Raw genomic sequence first — 17383 nt, forward strand, 5'->3', positions numbered from 1 at the left:
GAGGAACAGGCGGGGCGGTTACTTAACCTTCCACTCCCAGAAATTCCACCAGACGCCGGTCTGGTTCGGCATGTACTTCACACCGTCGATCCGGTCGCTGTTGTAGGCATCGATGCCGACCGGCTGGAACAGCGGCAGGCCGTAGAACGAGTCCCAGACGATCTTGTCGATCTGCTTGATGAGCTCGTCCTGCTTCGCCGGTTCCGTGGTGACGATCAACTCGTCCATCAGGGCGTCGGCTTCCTTGCTCGAGAAACCGTTGTAGTTGGAGTCGGCCTTGGTGCGGAAGATCTGCGGCACGCCGCTGACGCCCACCCCCGGAGAGATCCAGCCGAAGATGGTGGCATCGTAGGTGCCGCCGCCCAGGGCGGAGCCCCAGTCCGAGCCGCCCAAGCCGCCGTCGACGATCTTGAAGCCGGCCTTGGACGCGGATTCCTCGATCAGCGTGAAGGCGTCCACACGGTTGGGGTTGTCCTTGTTGTACATGATCCGAACCTCGGGGGTGGCGCCGGCCAGCAGCTCCTTGGCACCCTCGATGTCGGCTTCCTGGTAGTTCTCGGAGCCGTTGTTGGCGGCAGAGTCCTCGTAGCCGGCCTGTGCCGGCACGAAGAACTGCGAATCCAGCGGCGCCGCCTCCGGATCCAGCGGGGCCATCAGGCGGTCAACGATGGCCTTGCGCGGCACGGCCTTCATGAACGCCTCGCGGACGTTGGCTTCCTCGAAGACGCCCGAGAAGTTCAGGTCGATGTGGTCGTAGGAGAGCTGCTCGCCGCGGTTGACGGTCACGCCGTCCAGGCCTTCGAGCAGTTCCACGGTGTCCGCGGACGCCTGCGGGGCAATGATGTCCACTTCACCGTTCTTCAGCGCCTGGACCTGGTCCGGAGCGGCACCGATGTAGCGGATGGTGATCTCCTCCACGTTCGGCATCGGGCCGAATTCGTAGGCCTCGTTGCGGACCAGGGTCATGGACTGATCAGGAGTGATGCTGTCCACGATGAACGGGCCGGTGGAGAGGTAGAGGCTGGCATCCGACGGAAGGGTCTTGCTGTCGAAACCGGTATTCCAGAAATCGGCAACGGCCTTCAGTTCTTCGTTCTCGGCCGGCTTGTCCGGATTGCCCTTGGGGCTCTCGGCGATCAGGTCGACCAGGGCCTGCTCGTCCGCCAGTCCGGCCTTCTCGGCCACCACGTGGGCCGGGCTGTCCAGGACCCCGTAGGAGATCTCCCAGTCGGCGAACGGCTTGGAGTACTTCAGCGTGATGGAGCGGCCGTCGTCGCTGATTTCGGGCTTGTCGGTCAGGCCCAGGCCGGAGGTGTCGCCGGCGTAGGAGAAGTAGGCGGTGCCCTTGTCGACTTCACCCTCGTCGTTGTAGGTGGCATCGTCAAAATGGCCGGAGTAGACGGCCCAGGCCAGCAGCAGGTCGCCGGCGTCGACCGGGTTGCCGTCCGACCAGGCGACGCCCTCGTTGACCGTGTACTTAATGGTCAGCGGGTCTTCGCTGACCTTCTCGTAGGTGCCGAATTCTTCGTTCTTGACCACGTTGAGTTCGTTGTCGATGTAGTTGAAGTCCGCATGGGTCAGGTACGAGATCTTCGAGTTGATATCGACGTTGCCGACGGCCGTGTCCGAGTTGAAGGAGCTGAAGGCGTTGACTTCAGCGACGCTGATGGAACCACCGGCTCCAGCCGCGGTGGAATCGCCTGTGCCTTCGGGGGCGTTTCCGCCACCCGAATTCGCGCAGGCGCTCAGGGCCAGGGCTGCAACAGCCGCGACCCCGATAGCTTTGGAAGTACGTCCGAAACGCATTCCGCCTCCTTGTTTCTGTCTTTGGAAGGCCCCCTGCAGTGCTGCAGGGGACGGACATAGACCGCGTCGCCTGAAGTTCAACGAGCTTCCCGCCGAACGTGGCATGTCTCACACGCAATAGAGCGTAAACCGGAACCCCCCGGGTTGGGTATAAAAACTTCGCTTCATATCCGGTTGTTACCGAGATGCAACCTTAAAGCCACGGGCCGCCACGGGGAGAAAACTCCGGCCCGGCCCGGACGCAAACGGCCGGATGCCCGGATTCACGGGGTTCTCGGCCTGTTGCAAGGTTCCGGCGCCTCTGGAAAACGGTTGCCTGAGACAAGTTTCAGTTATCGGCCGCTAACTGATTTGTGTCCGCCGTCGTCGCCCTGGCTGCCTTCTCCTGTCGCGTGGGCGCGCTGCACGAGGGTGCGCTGGCCGGAGTCGAGCCGCCGGGTCCAGCCCCGTGCATCGAGGTGTTCGAGCAGCGGGATGGCCACACGCCTGGTCGTGCCCAGGGCACGGCGTGCCTCGCTGGCCGTGAAGGGCTGGGGCAGGCGGGCCAATTCCCGCATCGCCAGGGCGGGTGCGTGCGGGAGCAGCACAACCCCGCCGGCAAACCGGAGCAGGCGCCCGCTGCGTTCGGCGGCGGCCAGTTCACGGTTCCCGAGACCGAGAGCCCTCAGGTCGTGGGCTTCCGGGGCGGCGAACGGTTCGGACCTGAGGCGGTGCTCCAGCGTGCTGACCCCGGCTTCGGCGGCACCGAGATCGCCAGGCCGGCCCGGGAGGCGGATGTAGCCGCCGACCTGTTCCAGCCGCGCCTCCCGGATAGCCGCGTCGAGGACCGCACCCCCTGCCGGTCCGAGCAGGTCCAGGGCCGCTCCGCGGGACAGGCCGGCCGCCAGCGGGTCCCGCTCCCCCAGCTCCAGCACCGCGGCCCGAAGCCGCCGCTGCCAGGCGTCGAAGACGGGTGCGTGCACCCACCACTGACCAAACGCCCGCACGTCGTCGGGGACCTTGCCGGGCGCGGAAACACCCATCCGGCGCAAGTCTTCAAACCGGACAGCCCCCCGGCGGACCACCTCGATGAGCGCATCGCCCTCGGGAGGCATGGCCGCGAGGCTTTCGGCGCGCCTGGCGCTGTCCCCCCGGCGGTCGAGCGCGGGCGGGTCGACGTCGAGGACTTGGACGCCCGCCAGCACCGACCGGCTGCCTTCGGCCCGAAGCACCAGGCGATCCCCGATCATCAGCGGGAGCTGCCGCTCGAGGGTCAGGCGAGCGTGTTCCTCGTTGAACGGACGCAGCCGGCACGGCACGGCCGCAGTGCCGATGTGGGCGAGCAGATGCCGCGGCCCGTCGAGGAACGCCGCACCCATCGTGCGGCGGACATCGATGCTGTCCACGAGGAGCCAGGCGTCTTCGGACAGGAGGACGTCGCCGCGGCGGATGTCGCCGGCGGCCATGCCGCGCACATTGACGCCGACCCGGCTGCTCGGACCGATGGAAGGAAAGGCTTCGTTGCGGCTGTGCAGGCCCCGCACCGACACCGGCCGGAGGCTGCCGTGGCCCGCGAGCTGCAAGCGGTCGCCTACGGCCAGCGATCCGGCTGTCAGCGTTCCGGTGACCACTGTTCCCGCACCGCTGACGGTGAAGGAACGGTCGATCCACAAGCGCACCCGGCCTGAGGGGTCCGGAGCGGGAACTGACGACAGCGTCGTATCCAGTACCTTGCGCAACTCGTCGAGGCCCGTTCCGGTAACCGCGGACACGGTGACTGCCGGCGCGTCGTGCAGCCCGGTGCCGGCCAGCTCCGCCCGCACCCGAGCGAGGACCTGATCGGCCCGGCCGGGGGCACGGTCGCTGCGGGTCAGCACCACCAGCCCGTGGTTGATGCCCAACGCCGCGACTGCGTCGCGATGGTCGCTGGATTGGGCCTGCCAGCCTTCGTCCACGGCGACGACGAAACACACCGCGGGGACGGGACCGAGTCCAGCCAGCATGTTGGAAAGGAACCGCTCGTGTCCGGGCACGTCCACGAATGCCACGTCCCTGCCCGACGGAAGCACGGTCCAGGCAAAACCCAGGTCGATGGTCAAACCGCGGCGGCGTTCTTCGGCCCAACGGTCGGGCTCCATTCCGGTGAGGGCGCGCACGAGGGTGCTTTTCCCGTGGTCGACGTGTCCTGCGGTGGCCACCACGAACATGTCAGGAGCCTGTGGTTCTCTGCTGGCTTTCGACGTGTACAAGAGCCGAGCGCACGGCGTCAGCCAGCCGTTCGTCGTCGGCCTCGGGCACGCAGCGAAGATCGACCAGGCAGGCACCGCGGTGGACCCGCGGCAACACTGCGGGGTCACCCGTCCGCAGCCGTCCGGCGGCCGGTTCCGGCAGCTCGACGGCCCACCCGGGCAGCGGCACCCCGGGCGCTCCCCCGCCACCGACCCTTCCGTCGTGCTCGACCACACGACCGCCGGCGCTGGCCGCCAAGCGCTCCGTGCGCTGCCGCAGCCGGGCGGGATCGGCGTGCAGGGCGGCTGACACCGGCGTCTGTTCTCCGGTGATCGTCGCTTCCACCGCGGCCAGCGTCAGTTTGCCTGCCCGCATCGCCCGCGCGAGCGGATGGCGGGCCAGGCGGGTGATGACTGCGGCACGGCCCAAGAGCAGTCCTGCCTGGGGGCCGCCCAAAAGTTTGTCACCGCTGGCGATGACGACGTCGGCACCGGCGGCCAGCGCACCGGAGATGTCCGGCTCCTGGGGCAGCATCGGGTCTGGCTGGAGCAGGCCGCTGCCCAGATCGACTATCAACGGGACCTGGTGTTCTGCGGCCAGGGACCGGAGCTGGCCGATGCCGACGTCCGCGGTAAATCCGCTGACCCGGAAATTGCTCGGGTGCACCTTGAGCAGGCATCCGGTCTGCGCACTGATCGCCGAGGCGTAGTCCTCCAGGTGCGTCCGATTGGTGGTGCCCACTTCGCGCAGGCGGGCACCGGTCGACTCGATCAGCTCGGGAAGCCTGAAACCGGCGCCGATCTCGACGAGCTCGCCGCGGCTGATGACCACTTCGCGGGACCCGGCAAGGGCGGTCGTGGCCAGTACCAGGGCCGCGGCACCGTTGTTGACCACCAGCGCTTCCTCGGCGGCCGGACAGGCATCCAGCAAAGCCTTCCGGGCACCTGCCCCGCGCCGGGACCGCCCGCCGGTGGGCAGATCCAGCTCGACGTCGACATAACCGGCCGCCGACAGCACCGCCTGGCGTGCGGATTCGGAGAGCGGAGCCCGTCCCAGATTCGTGTGGACGATGACTCCGGTGGCGTTAAGCACCGGCGTCAACGAGGTGGCAGCCCGGGCTGCCACGGCGGACAGAACCGTCGCCTCGACGTCTTCCGGGGCAAGGTCGCCGCGACGTGCCTGTTCCTGCACGTCCCGAACGGTGGAGCGGATGACGTCGTCGCCGAGGCGGACGCGGGCGTGGCGAAGCTGCGGGTGGGCGAGCAGCTGGTCGGTGCGCGGAATGTGTCGGCGCGGGTCGTTCTGGCCCACGGCCCTCCTTCCCGGGTCACCTTCAGCTGCAGCAGCTGGCGGAAGCGGACGGGAATCGAACCCGCCAGGCCGAGGTACTCGGCCTCACCGGTTTTGAAGACCGGGGGGCCCACCAGGACCCGGACGCCTCCACGAGCATGGTAACACCGGCCCGCCGCTCCTATGCTGTGACCATGAACGGGATCACCGGCGTAGCAGAAGAATCCGCCGCAACAGTCCGGCTCACGGGATACGCGCACGGCGGAGGGTGCGCTTGCAAGATTCCGCCCGGTGAGCTCGAGGACGTTGTTCGCGGCCTGACCGGCCAAACCAACCCCGACGTCCTGGTGGGCCTCGACGACGGCGACGACGCATCGGCCGTGCGGGTCCGCGGGGACCTCGCAGTGCTCTCGACGGCGGACTTCTTCCCTCCCGTGGTCGACGACGCGTATGACTGGGGCCGGATCGCGGCGGCGAACGCCCTCTCGGACATCTATGCCATGGGCGGGCGTCCGGTCAGCGCGATCAACCTGGTCGGGTGGCCGCGCGACGTACTGCCGCTGGAGTTGCTGACCGAAGTGCTGCGGGGTGGGCTGGAACTGGCTTCCGCGGCGGGCTGTCCGGTGACGGGCGGGCACTCGGTGGACGACCCGGAACCGAAGTACGGGATGGCGGTGACCGGCATCGCCGATCCCGGCAAGCTGTTGCGCAATGACGCGGCCCGGCCGGGGCTGCCCATAACGTTGACCAAGCCGATCGGCCTCGGTCTGCTCAACAACCGGCACAAGAGGACCGGTGAGGTCTTCGACGAGGCAATCGCCGTGATGACCCAACTGAACCGGGAGGCCGCCGACGCGGCCATGCGCGGCGGCGTCCGCGCGGCGACCGACGTCACCGGGTTCGGCCTCCTCGGCCACCTCTACAAGATGTGCCGCGCGTCCGGCGTGGGTGCAGTCATCGATCGAAAGGCCGTGCCGCTCATCGCCGGCGCACGGGAGGCGCTGCGGGATGGCTACATCTCCGGCGGCACCCGGCGCAACCTCGAATGGGTCCGCCCGCACCTGCGGCCGGGAGCAGGCATCACGGAGGATGACCTGCTGCTGCTGGCCGACGCGCAGACGTCCGGCGGATTGCTCGTGGTCGGGGAACTGCCCGGGCACCCCGTGGTGGGGCAGACCGTTCCGGGGTCCGGGATCGAGGTGCGCTAGACCCGCGGCCGGCCGGCTTATCCGGCGGTCGTGATCGAATCGTGGACGGTGCCCGCGCGGCGCCGGGCTGCGAGCCGCTTTCTCTGCGGTTCGATCGTGTAGCGGGGGTCCTCGGTCGAGCGGATGCCGGCGCGCAGGATGCCGAACCGCGTCAGCGCCGAGGCGGTCAGTAGCGCCGTGCCGCAGGCCGCCGCCGTCAGCCTGTTTCTGCCACCGGCGAGCACCCCGACACCGGCGGCGACGGCCAGCCGCTGGCTCCACTTGAGCATTTGCCCGGGAGCACCCTCGCGGAGGAGTTCGGCTTCCACCGGGTCCATGCCGTTCTCCAAGGCCCGAGTGGCGATCACATCACCGGCCACGCCGAGGACCGCGAGCGCCCGGGCGGGCCCGGCTTCGTCGACGGGGGTCGTGATCATGGCCAGACCGGCCGCGGCCAGGCTCGCGGAACTGACGAAGACGAAGGGCAGGTTGTCACGCCCCGCGTTCCAGGTCGGGTTCGCGGTGTCCGACAGGAGAACAGCGGTGTATGCGGAGAGCGGTGCCGCGAAGAGCGCGGCCTCTGCGCCCGCCGGCCCCTCAAGCGCGCGCAGCACCGGGCGCAGCGGCCCCAGCGGAAGCCGGGAGCCGGTCAGGCGGTCGATCTCGGAAGCAGCCGAGATCCCGGCACCAGCGCTGAACGCGGCAAGGATCCAGGAGCCCAGGCTCATGGGCGAGGTGGGCTTGATGGTGCGCAGCATGTTGAGGAACCGCTCGGGCCGGCCCAGGTCTTCGACCAGCGCGGCGGCACCGAGCCCGACTGCCGTGAGGGCGGACAGGCGGCTGTTGCGGCACAGCGCACGCCTGCCAGTCAGCTGCCCGCCGAGTCCGAGCAGCGCCGAGCCGCCGGCCACGCCGCCCAGGAAGAGGTAGATGGCTATCGGGTCTCCCCAAGGCGGCGGCTTGACCACGGGCCGGCCGTAGTAGGAGGCGAACTCTGCCTCCGGAACCACCGGCATCTCGCCCGAGCCGTCCCCGGTTCCGGCGCGGCGCCGCTTGCCTCCCCGCCAGGCCCGGCGCGGCGGTTCGGGCGGGCGGTAGCTGTCGAAGTCGGAGACGGTCACGCGCGGCCTCCCGTCAGGAAGGCGGCCGCGGCCGCCGCCAGCATGCCGGCCGCGGCGATGCCCGCCCGCTTGAACATGCGCGGCAGGTCCGCCGTGGGCACCCGCGGGTCCGGCGGCAGTCCGTACACCTCGGGTTCGTCAAGCAACAGGAACACCGAACCGGTGCCGCCGACGCCGTCGGAATCGTTGGCCCCGTAGAGGCGTGCCTCGGTCAGCCCCTGCGAGTGCAGTTCGGCAACACGCTGCTTCGCGGTGGCCACCAATTCCTCGCGCTCGCCGTACTTTATCGACGTCGTGGGGCAGGCCTGGGCGCAGGCGGGCGTCTGCCCGTCGGTAAGCCGGTCATAGCACAGAGTGCATTTCTGGGCGACGCCGACGTTGCGGGTCGGGGCCTGTTGGCCCGGGGTGAAGTCACGCTGTGTCTTCGGTCCTGCCGTGCCGTCGCTGCGCCGTTCGATCACGCCGAACGGGCACCCTGCCACGCAGGTGCCGCAGCCGTTGCAGACGTCGTCCTGCACCACCACCGCGCCGTGCTCTGTGCGGAACAGCGCACCGGTGGGGCACACATCCAGGCACCCGGCGTTGGTGCAGTGCTTGCACACATCCGAGGACATCAGCCAGCGAAAATCGGGCGTATCGGGGGGCGTCGTATCCACGCCGGATGGCTTCGCTACTGCATCCGGGCTTCCCGGCGGTCCGATACCGGGCATGCCGAGGCTGACGAGGGCGCGTCCGGAGTCGCGTGCCTGTTCGATCCGCCCGCGGTCCTGCTCGACGAAGGCGACATGGCGCCACGTGTCGGCTCCCAGCGCGCCGGTGTTGTCGTAGGAGGATTGCAGCAGCTCGTGCTGCGGGTCGGCGGGATTGCGGTTCCATTCCTTGCAGGCCACCTCGCAGGCCTTGCAGCCGATGCAGATCGAGGTGTCCGTGAAGAAGCCCTTTCGCGGGTGTCCGCTGTGCGCAAGATGGCCGGGCGCTTCGGTCAGCCGTTTCATTTAGCCTTCCCTCGTCGTGTCGTCACCCGAGACATGCCCGGGGTCGGTGATCTTGTCACTGCCGGTCCCGGGCGTCACCCCGGCGCGGGACTGGTAGTCGGCGACCAGGGAGAGCAGTTCCCGACCCTGTGGCCGCCGGCCCGGGAGGATGTCGCAGGATCCGACCTTGGATTCCTGGATCTGCACATTCGGGTCGAGTGTCACACCCAGCAAATCGTTGGCTGCGTCCCCGCTAATGACTGCCTCCTGTCCGACGCCCCAGTGGTAGGGCACCCCGATCTGGTGCACGGTGCGCCCGCCCACGACCAGCGGCTTCATCCGTTCGGTCACGAGGACCTTGGCCTCGATGGCTGCCCGTGGTGAGACGATCGTCGCCCAACCGTAGGGTTCCAGTCCCCGTTCGGCCGCCAACTCCGGCGACACTTCGCAGAACATCTCCGGCTGGAGCTCGGAGAGGTACGGCAGCCACCGGCTCATCCCGCCGGCCGTGTGGTGCTCCGTCAACCGATACGTGGTGAACACGTAAGGGTAGATGTCCGAACCCCGCACATTGGCGCTCGGCGCACTGAGATTGTCTGCGCGGGGGAAGGTGATCCTGGCCGGGTTCTGCTGCTGCCGGTAGAGCGGGTTGGCAACCGGAGACTCCTGCGGCTCGTAGTGGGTCGGCAGCGGCCCGTCCACCATTCCCTTGGGCGCGAACAGCCACCCCTTGCCGTCGGCCTGCATGATGAAGGGGTCGTCTCCCGCCAGCGCGGCGGCGCCGCCAGCCGTTGGATCCGGCCTGCTTCCCGGAGCGCGGTCCAGCGGGAAGTCGGGGACGTCCTCCCCCGTCCACCGGTTCTGCTCCCGATCCCACCAGATGTACTTCTTGCGCTCGCTCCAGGGCTTGCCGTCGGGGTCCGCCGATGCGCGGTTGTAGAGAATCCGCCGGTTCGCCGGCCATGCCCATCCCCACTCGGCGGCGACCGGTCCTTGTTCGTGCCCGGGCTTGCGGTCGGCCGCGTGGTTGATGCCGTCGGCGTACACACCCGTATAAATCCAGCATCCGCCCGCGGTCGAGCCATCGGGTCGCATCTCCGTGTACGACGAGAGGGGCCGACCGGCCCGGGGGCCGGTGAGGTGCCGGCCGTTGATTTCGGCGAGTACCGCCTCAGCTTCGGGGTCGCCGTGTTCGTCGGTGGGATAGTCCCACGTCAAGTCCAGCAGCGGCCGGTCCCGTTCATCGGTCGAATCCGCCAGCTTTGCCCGGAGGCGTTTGCCCAGCTCGTAGAAGAAGTGCAGCTCGCTCTGGCAGTCTCCCGGCGGCTGGATCGCCTGGTGCCGCCACTGCAGCAGCCGCTGGGTCTGCGTGAAGGTTCCGGCCTTTTCCACATGGGTCGCCGCCGGCAGAAAGAAGACTTCGGTGCCGATGTCCTCGGTCCGCAGCTCGCCCGTGGCGATCTCGGGACCGTCCTTCCACCACGTCGCCGATTCAATGAGGTTCAAATCGCGCACCACCAGCCATTTCAGGTGGGACATGCCAAGACGCTGCATGCGGCCGTTGGCGGATCCGACCGCCGGGTTCTGGCCGAAGAGGAAGTAGCCCTCGACCTTGTCGTCGAGCATGCCCATGACGGTCTGGTAGGTCCCGTGCGGGCCGTTGATGCGAGGAAGGTAGCCGTAGCCCCAATCCGAGTCCTCGTGGGCCGCATCGCCCCACCAGGCCTTGAGCAGGCTGATGGTGTAGGCATCGGCGTCGGCCCAGTAGCCCTTTTGGTCCGGCGACGCGATGGCGCCGAGGTAATCCTGCAACGTCTCCAGCTCGGCCATCGGCATGGGGAGGTAGCCGGGCAACAGGTTGAACAGGGTGGGGATGTCGGTGGAGCCTTGGATGCTGGCATGGCCGCGCAGCGCCATGATTCCCCCGCCCGGCCGCCCCATGTTGCCCAGCAGGAGCTGCAGGATCGCGGCGGTCCGGATGTACTGCGCGCCCACGGTGTGCTGGGTCCAGCCGACGGAATACGCGAAGCACGTGGTCCGTTCGCGGCCGGAGTTCTCCGTCACTGCCCGCGCCAGGTAGTCGAAATCCTCCAGGGAGATGCCGCAGGCATCCCGGACCATCTCCGGGGTGTAGCGCGCATAGTGCCGTTTCAGGATCTGGAACACCGACCGCGGGTGCTCGAGCGTGGGGTCCTGCTCGAAATCAGGGTGGGCCAGGGTCGGCCCTCCGCTGCCGTACTGGTGCCCTGCTGCCCGTTCCGAGGTATCGGCGCCGTGTTCGTAGCCGCCGGATTCTCCTGCTTCCGACTTCCGTTCGTAGGCCCAGGACGCGAGGTCGTACTGGCCCGTTTCGGGATCGAATCCGGAGAACAGCCCGTCCAAGTCCTCGGTGTCACGGAAGTCTTTGTTCACCAGGGTCGCCGCATTGGTATAGGCACGAACGTAGTCTTCGAACCACAAATCGTTGCTGATCACGTAATTGATCAGGGCGCCCAGAAGCACGATGTCCGAGCCGGCCCGGATGGGCACGTGCCGGTCCGCCACCGCGCTCGTGCGGGTGAACCGCGGATCCACGTGGATGACCTTCGCGCCGCGGGCCTTGGCTTCCGTCACCCACTGGTAGCCCACGGGATGGCATTCGGCCATGTTGGAGCCCTGAATGACAATGCAGTCGGCGTTGGCCATGTCCTGCAGCGATTGCGTCGCGCCGCCGCGTCCAAACGAGGTTCCCAAACTGGGAACCGTTGCGGAGTGTCAAATGCGTGCTTGGTTCTCGAGCTGGATGGCGCCCGCTGCGGTGAAGAGCTTCTTGATCAGATAGTTCTCTTCGTTATCCAGGGTTGCCCCGCCGAGCCCGGCGATCCCCATGGTCCGGCGCAGCGGCCGGCCGTGCTCATCGTTCTGCTGCCAGGTGTTCCGGCGTGCTTCGAGGAACCTGTCGGCCACCATCTCGATGGCAGTGTCCAGGTCCAGGTGCTTCCAGTCCTTGGCATATGGAGCCCGGTAGAGCACTTTCGTCTGCCGGCCGGGCGCGTTGACCAGTTGCTCGCTGGCGGATCCTTTGGGGCAGAGCCGGCCTCGGGAGATCGGTGAATCCGGGTCGCCCTCGATCTGGACAACCTTTTCGTCCTTGACGAACACACGCTGGCCGCACCCCACCGCGCAGTAGGGACACACGCTTTGCACGACGCGGTCGGCGGTGGACGTCCGGGGAGCGATCTCACGGGTCCGCCGCGATGTCACGGCCTCGCCCCGCCCGAGTGAATCACTCGTGCGAAGCTGCCGTACAACCGGCCACTCCAGGAAGCTGAACCGCGACATGGGCCCACCCTAGCCCATCGATTTCACGGACAACAGGGGAAACGACGCCGGAGGATGGCGGTCACCCGATGTGGCGGTGGAGGACGGCGGGCACGCGCGGCCCTACATCCACAGGACACCGTCTTCCCGGAACTCCCGGAGGCGGTGGGCGATCATCCTCCCCAGCAGCTCCGCGGGAACAGGCTGCGTGTAGGGCAGCTGTACCGACCCCTTGCCGGTCCGGAAGTCCGCCAGTTCGTCGGCGAACGCCGTTCGGGTGCTGGGAGTGAAAACGATGTTCGCGTGCTGGCCGTACCCGGCGAAAACGAACATGATGGTCCCGTCGAGAGAGTAGGCCGGCGAACCCCACTTTAAGGACTCTACGGCTTCCGGGACCTGCCCCCGGCTCAGCGCCCGCAGCTCTTCCAGCAGCGTGCGGGCGTCTGCAGGGAACGCCGCCAGGTACTCGTCCACGGTCTTCGGCTTGTCCATGCCTCGAAGCTACCTCGCCACGGGCCGGAACGGGGCCGGTGTTTGCCGGTTTGGCGCGTTAGGGCCGGTTAGGTATTCCCTGCAGGCAGCGCGCGGTCCATACTCGGTCACGTACGGGGCATCGGCAGGGCGGAGCCGCCCTTGGCGCAGGCTCCGGCCGCAGATGCAGGCGCGAACATCGGAGTCTGGCATGGCTACTTGGAGCGGTTCCCAATCCCTCCTCAGGCGCAAGCCGATCACGGAGCTGGTGGAGGAGAGCGGGGAAAGCCATCTGTCCAAAAGCCTGGGCGTGTGGCAGCTGACCGCGATCGGCGTTGGCGGGATCATCGGCATCGGCATTTTCACGTTGGCCGGGCTGGTGGCCAACGGCGGCGCTGACGCGGCTCCGGTCGGCCCGGCGGTGCTCATTTCCTTCCTCATTGCGGGCCTGGCCAGCGCGGCGGCGGCCCTGTCGTATGCGGAATTCGCGGGCATGATCCCGTTTGCCGGCTCGGCCTACACCTATGGCTATGTGGCCCTGGGGGAGGTCATCGGCTGGTTTATCGGCTGGGACCTGCTGCTGGAATATACGGCCATCGTCGCCGTCGTCGCCATTGGCATCTCGGGCTATTTCAGCGCCTTTATGGAGGGCATCGGCGTCCAGGTCCCGGCGTGGATGGAGGGCACCGCCGACACGGTCGAGGGCGGCGTGGTCAACCTGCCGGCCATCGTGGTCTGCCTGCTGATCACCTGGATCCTCAGCCGCGGGACCCGCACGTTCGGCCGGTTCGAACTGATAGCGGTGGGGCTGAAGATCCTGTTAATCCTCTTCATCATCGGGCTGGGGTTCTTTTTCGTGAATCCGGGCAACTACAACCCGTTCATGCCCTCCGGATTCGGTCCGGTGCTGGCCGGAGCCGCCACCGTATTCTTCGCGGTGTTTGGCTATGACGCGATGAGCACGGCGGCGGAGGAATCCGTAGACGGCAAGAAGCACATGCCGAAGGCGATCCTGCTGTCGCTGGCCATCGCGATGACGCTCTATGTGCTGGCCACCCTGGTGCTGACCGGCATGCAGAACTACACGGACATCAGCCCCACCGCGGGGTTCGCGTCCGCCTTCGAGTCCGTCGGGCTGCCCGTCGTGGCCACGATCATTGCCGCCTTCGCCGTTGTTTCGATCCTGACCGTGATGCTCACCTTCCTGCTGGGCGTGACCCGGGTGTGGTTCTCGATGAGCCGCGACGGGCTGCTGCCGGGCTGGTTCGCGGCGACGGACCGGCACGGCACCCCGCAGCGGGTGACGTGGATCGCCGGCATCGCGTCAGCGCTGCTGGCCGGGGTGTTCCCCATCCGTGCCGTGGCTGACCTGACCAACATCGGCATCTTGGCCGCCTTCGTGGTGGTCTGCGTCGCCGTGATCGTGCTGCGGCGCACCCGGCCGGAAGTACCGCGGACCTTCCGGCTGCCGTGGATGCCGGTGGTCCCCGCCTTCGGTGTCTTGGCCTCGGGGTTCCTGATGCTGCAGCTGGACTGGGAAACCTGGGTGCGCTTCCTGATCTGGCTGATCATCGGCCTGGTTATCTACTTGCTGTACAGCCGCAAGCACTCACTCATGAACCCGAACAGCCCGCGCCACCGGGCCGGACCCTGATCATCCGACCGCCTGTATGCATGCGCTTAGTCGTTGAGCTCGGCGGTGGCGACTTCGTACTCTTCGACTTCGAGGATCTCCAACGCTAGGGAGTTGCTTGCCTCAGAGCGGAGACTTTTCGCCTTTTCCTTGCTTGCAGCCAGGTTTTCTTCGGTGTCGTATAGCGCGATGGATAGGGATTTGCCATTCCCCTTCCCATTCAGGAAATAGAAGCCTCGGCAGCCGGGGAGTTCCAGCACCCGTTTGACGAGCTCCTCCGGGGGCCCGCTGGAAGTGTCCTGGCTGCCTCGGTAAGTGCTGACTCGAGCGAACATGTTGCCTCCCATGGTTTATTAGCTGGAGCCTCGCCTGCCGCTGCTTGTTACAGGCGCAATTTCGAGGGTGGACACAACCTCTCGGCAAGCCATCCGCTGGTTCGGGCTCCTCCCACCAGTAGGCACCCCTCAGCGCCTGCGGACAATACCGGGACTCGACAATAATGCCCGCCCTTCGTGAGCGGTAGGTCTACTTGCAGTCGCAGAATGGTCAAGTGGGCCTAGTACAACGGATGGTGTTTGAACCCTGAAGCAGTGGGCGCCGACGCCTTCCCGCACCGCTGTCCTTGGCTGCCTCCAGCCGCCGGGACGCCGTAACCGTGCCGTGCCCGGTCAGGGCGTCGCGCCGTCGTCCTTCACGCCTGCCTACGGAAGCCGCCGGTCCTCGGGATGCTGCAGGCGCAGCCACCTGTAGCCGAACCCCTCGAGGGGCAGGGTGCAGGTGCCGTCCTCGGCGATTTTCACGTCCGCGTCGCCCAGCAGGTCCAGCAGCAGCACGGCCCGGAGCATCTCCGCCGGCCGGTCCTCCGTGGCGAGGTCCAGCGCGACGGTGACCGGATCGGGCGAGAGGTTATGCAGCAGGACCATGCTGGACTCCTCCCAGGTGCAGCGATGGGCCAGCACGGACTTTTCCGGCTGCGCGAGGATCTCGAAGTGCCCCCAGCCCAGTTCCGGGCACTCCCGGTAGCGTTTGATCAGCGTAGCCATGAAGTTCCACAGCGAATCCGCATCCCGTTTGGCCTGGGCGGCGTTGACGGACTGCGGGCCGAAGCCCCCGTCCACCATCGGCGAGATTAGCTGTCCGGACTCCGCGGTGGAGAAGCCCGCGTTCGGACCATTCGTCCACTGCATGGGAGTGCGGACGGCCAAGCGGCCTTCCGCGTCCAGGTTCTCCCCCATGCCGATCTCCTCGCCGTAGTACAGCACCGGGGTGCCGGGCAGGGAAAACAGGAGCGAATACACCATCCTGATCCGGCGCGGGTCCCCGCCCAGCATCGGGGGCAGGCGGCGCTTGAGTCCGCGGCCGTAAAGCTGCATCTGTTCCTCGGGCCCGAAGGCCGCGAAGACCTCCTGGCGCTCCTCCTCGGTGAGCTTGTCCAGCGTCAGCTCGTCGTGGTTGCGCACGAAGGTAGCCCACTGGTTGTCCGGGTTGGTGGCCGGCCTGCCCTGCAGGGCCTTCGCCAGCGGGCCCGCGTCCTGCCGGGCCAAGGAGAGGTACATGTTCTGCATGCCGATGAAGTCGAACATCACGTTCAGTTCGTCGCCGTCGCTGCCGCCGAAGAAGGTCAGCTGGTCCTCGTAGGGCAGGTTGACCTCGCCCAGCAGAATTCCGCGGCCCCGGCGGCGGCTCAGGAAACGGCGAAGGTCCCGCAGGAACTCGTGCGGATCCGGCAGCCCGGACCCGTCCTGCCCCGTGGTTTCAAGGAAGAAGGGCACCGCGTCCACCCGAAAACCGTCAAGCCCCAGCTCCAGCCAGAAGCCCATGGCCTTGGCGATATGGTTCCTGACCTCGGGGTTGGTCACGTTCAGGTCCGGCTGATGCCTGTAGAAGCGGTGCAGGTACCACTCCCCCGTGGGCTTGTCCTTGGTCCAGATGGACTGCTCCTGGTCCGGGAACACAACCTCCTGGGAGGTGTCCGGCGGCGGGTCGGACCGCCACACGTAGTAGTCCCGGTAAGGACTGTCTGTTGACTGGCGCGCGGACTGGAACCATGGATGCTGGTCGGAGGTGTGGTTGACCACCAGGTCCGCGATGACCCGCATGCCGCGGTCGCGGGCCGTGCGCAGGAACTCCACCAGGTCCCCATGGTCCCCCAGCCGCCGGTCCACGCCGTAGAAGTCCATGACGTCGTAGCCGTCGTCACGCTCGGGCGTCGGATAAAAGGGCATCAGCCAGATGCAGGTGACGCCCAGTTCGGCCAGGTAGTCCACGCGCTGGGCCAGGCCGGCGAAGTCCCCCACGCCGTCGCCGTCGGAATCGAAGTACGTCTCCACGTCCAGGCAGTAGACAACGGCTGTCTTCCACCACAGGTCGGAAGTGTCGGTAATCCTCACGGGCTTCTCCTCACTTTCCGTCCGGGCGGTCCGTCAGCGCAGCTTCGGCAGGACCTCGCCGGCGAACGTCTCGATGAAGGGCCGCTGCTCCTGGCCCACGAAGTGCAGGTACAGCTCGTCGAAGCCCAGGTCCAGGTACTCCTGGAGCCACTCCACATGCCGGCCCGTGCTGGCCGACACGTTGACCGCCTTGCGCAACTGGTCCTCGCCGACGTGCTCGCTCACGGCGTCGAAGTGGCCGGCCGTGGCAAGGTCCGCGGCCACGTGCGGGGCGAACGTGTTGGAGCGCCACTGGTCCAAGCCGATTTCGACGGCGGCCTCCTCCGACGGCGCCCAGGACAGGTGCACCTGGAGCGCGGCCTTCCCGCGGCCGCCATTGTCCCGGTAGGCGGCAAGGACTTTCCTGAGCAGCTCCGGCGGCTGGTTGACGGTGATCAGCCCGTCCGCCCAGCGCGCGGCGCGGCGGGCGGTCTCCACGCTGATGGCGGGAGCGATCAGCTCAGGCTTGGGCTCCGGCACCTCCCAAATCCGGGCGTGCTCCACGGTGACCAGTCCGCGGTGGGTGACCTCCTCGCCGTCGTGCAGGCGGCGGATCACCTCCACGGACTCCTCCAGCCGCTGCTGGCGCACGTCCTTGGAGGGCCACCCGTCGCCCGTGATGTGCTCGTTGGAGTTCTCGCCGCTGCCCGGCGCCATCCAGAACCGCCCCGGAAACATGACGGCCAGGGTGGCCGCGGCGTGCGCAATGATCGCCGGATGGTAGCGCTGGCCGGGAGCGGTGACGACGCCGAAGCGCAGCGCGGTCGTGGCCAGCGCCGCACCGAGCCAGGACCAGGCGAAGCCGGAATGTCCCTGGCGCGCGGACCACGGCTCGATGTGGTCCGAGCACATGGCGGCGTCGAAGCCCGCTTCCTCTGCCAGTTTCACGTCCTGCAGCAACTGGGCGGGCGAAATCTGTTCGTGGGATGCATGGAATCCGATGACAGGCACCCCTCCATCCTTA

The 17383-nt window shown here is 67.6% G+C and carries 12 protein-coding genes and 1 tRNA gene; 2 read left to right on the plus strand and 11 right to left on the minus strand.

All coding sequences use genetic code 11. The features are described from left to right. Positions 1-18 precede the first annotated feature (18 nt). The 4 genes from AC5RV3_RS08410 to AC5RV3_RS08425 all read right to left on the minus strand — a co-directional run bounded on the left by AC5RV3_RS08410 (position 19) and on the right by AC5RV3_RS08425 (position 5456). On the minus strand, positions 19-1806 hold the full coding sequence (locus tag AC5RV3_RS08410; protein WP_494121722.1) for an ABC transporter family substrate-binding protein: 1788 nt from the start codon (positions 1804-1806) through the stop codon (positions 19-21). A 332-nt stretch (positions 1807-2138) separates the two neighbouring features. Next, on the minus strand, positions 2139-3992 hold the full coding sequence (selB, locus tag AC5RV3_RS08415) for a selenocysteine-specific translation elongation factor (RefSeq protein WP_494121723.1): 1854 nt from the start codon (positions 3990-3992) through the stop codon (positions 2139-2141). 1 nt (position 3993) lies between these two features. Beyond that, on the minus strand, positions 3994-5325 hold the full coding sequence (selA, locus tag AC5RV3_RS08420) for an L-seryl-tRNA(Sec) selenium transferase (protein WP_494121724.1): 1332 nt from the start codon (positions 5323-5325) through the stop codon (positions 3994-3996). A 36-nt stretch (positions 5326-5361) separates the two neighbouring features. Continuing rightward, positions 5362-5456 (minus strand) — tRNA-Sec (locus AC5RV3_RS08425). 42 nt (positions 5457-5498) lie between these two features. Between AC5RV3_RS08425 and selD the strand changes: the two genes are divergently transcribed. Continuing rightward, positions 5499-6512: a selenide, water dikinase SelD gene (selD, locus tag AC5RV3_RS08430; protein WP_494121725.1), complete on the plus strand. Its 1014-nt coding sequence runs from the start codon at positions 5499-5501 to the stop codon at positions 6510-6512. 17 nt (positions 6513-6529) lie between these two features. Here the strand turns inward: selD and nrfD are convergent, their stop codons facing one another. From nrfD to AC5RV3_RS08450, 4 genes are all read right to left on the minus strand, one after another. After that, positions 6530-7612, minus strand: a complete 1083-nt coding sequence (nrfD, locus tag AC5RV3_RS08435) for an NrfD/PsrC family molybdoenzyme membrane anchor subunit (RefSeq protein WP_494121726.1) — start codon at positions 7610-7612, stop codon at positions 6530-6532. Continuing rightward, the gene (locus AC5RV3_RS08440) at positions 7609-8607 is read right to left on the minus strand and encodes a 4Fe-4S dicluster domain-containing protein (protein WP_494121727.1); all 999 of its coding nucleotides are present in this window, start codon (positions 8605-8607) and stop codon (positions 7609-7611) included. Before AC5RV3_RS08440 ends, nrfD begins: the two co-directional genes overlap by 4 nt. Continuing rightward, positions 8608-11907, minus strand: a complete 3300-nt coding sequence (fdh, locus tag AC5RV3_RS08445; RefSeq protein WP_494121728.1) for a formate dehydrogenase — start codon at positions 11905-11907, stop codon at positions 8608-8610. A 102-nt stretch (positions 11908-12009) separates the two neighbouring features. Continuing rightward, complete coding sequence (locus AC5RV3_RS08450) at positions 12010-12378, minus strand: iron chaperone (protein ID WP_494121729.1); 369 nt, start codon at positions 12376-12378, stop codon at positions 12010-12012. A 190-nt stretch (positions 12379-12568) separates the two neighbouring features. Between AC5RV3_RS08450 and AC5RV3_RS08455 the strand changes: the two genes are divergently transcribed. After that, a complete protein-coding gene (locus AC5RV3_RS08455; RefSeq protein ID WP_494121730.1) occupies positions 12569-14011 on the plus strand; it encodes an amino acid permease in 1443 nt (480 codons plus the stop codon). Between the two features lie 26 nt (positions 14012-14037). On the opposite strand, the gene AC5RV3_RS08460 is transcribed toward AC5RV3_RS08455, so the two are convergent. The 3 genes from AC5RV3_RS08460 to AC5RV3_RS08470 all read right to left on the minus strand — a co-directional run bounded on the left by AC5RV3_RS08460 (position 14038) and on the right by AC5RV3_RS08470 (position 17370). Continuing rightward, a complete protein-coding gene (locus AC5RV3_RS08460) occupies positions 14038-14325 on the minus strand; it encodes a hypothetical protein (RefSeq protein WP_494112967.1) in 288 nt (95 codons plus the stop codon). Between the two features lie 366 nt (positions 14326-14691). Next, positions 14692-16380, minus strand: coding sequence for an alpha-amylase family protein (locus AC5RV3_RS08465; RefSeq protein WP_494121731.1), 1689 nt, complete (start codon positions 16378-16380; stop codon positions 14692-14694). Between the two features lie 33 nt (positions 16381-16413). Next, entirely contained in the window at positions 16414-17370 is a 957-nt protein-coding gene (locus tag AC5RV3_RS08470) for a TIGR03885 family FMN-dependent LLM class oxidoreductase (RefSeq protein WP_494121732.1), read from the minus strand. Positions 17371-17383: the final 13 nt, after the last annotated feature.

This window comes from Arthrobacter sp. Y3221114, assembly GCF_059092625.1.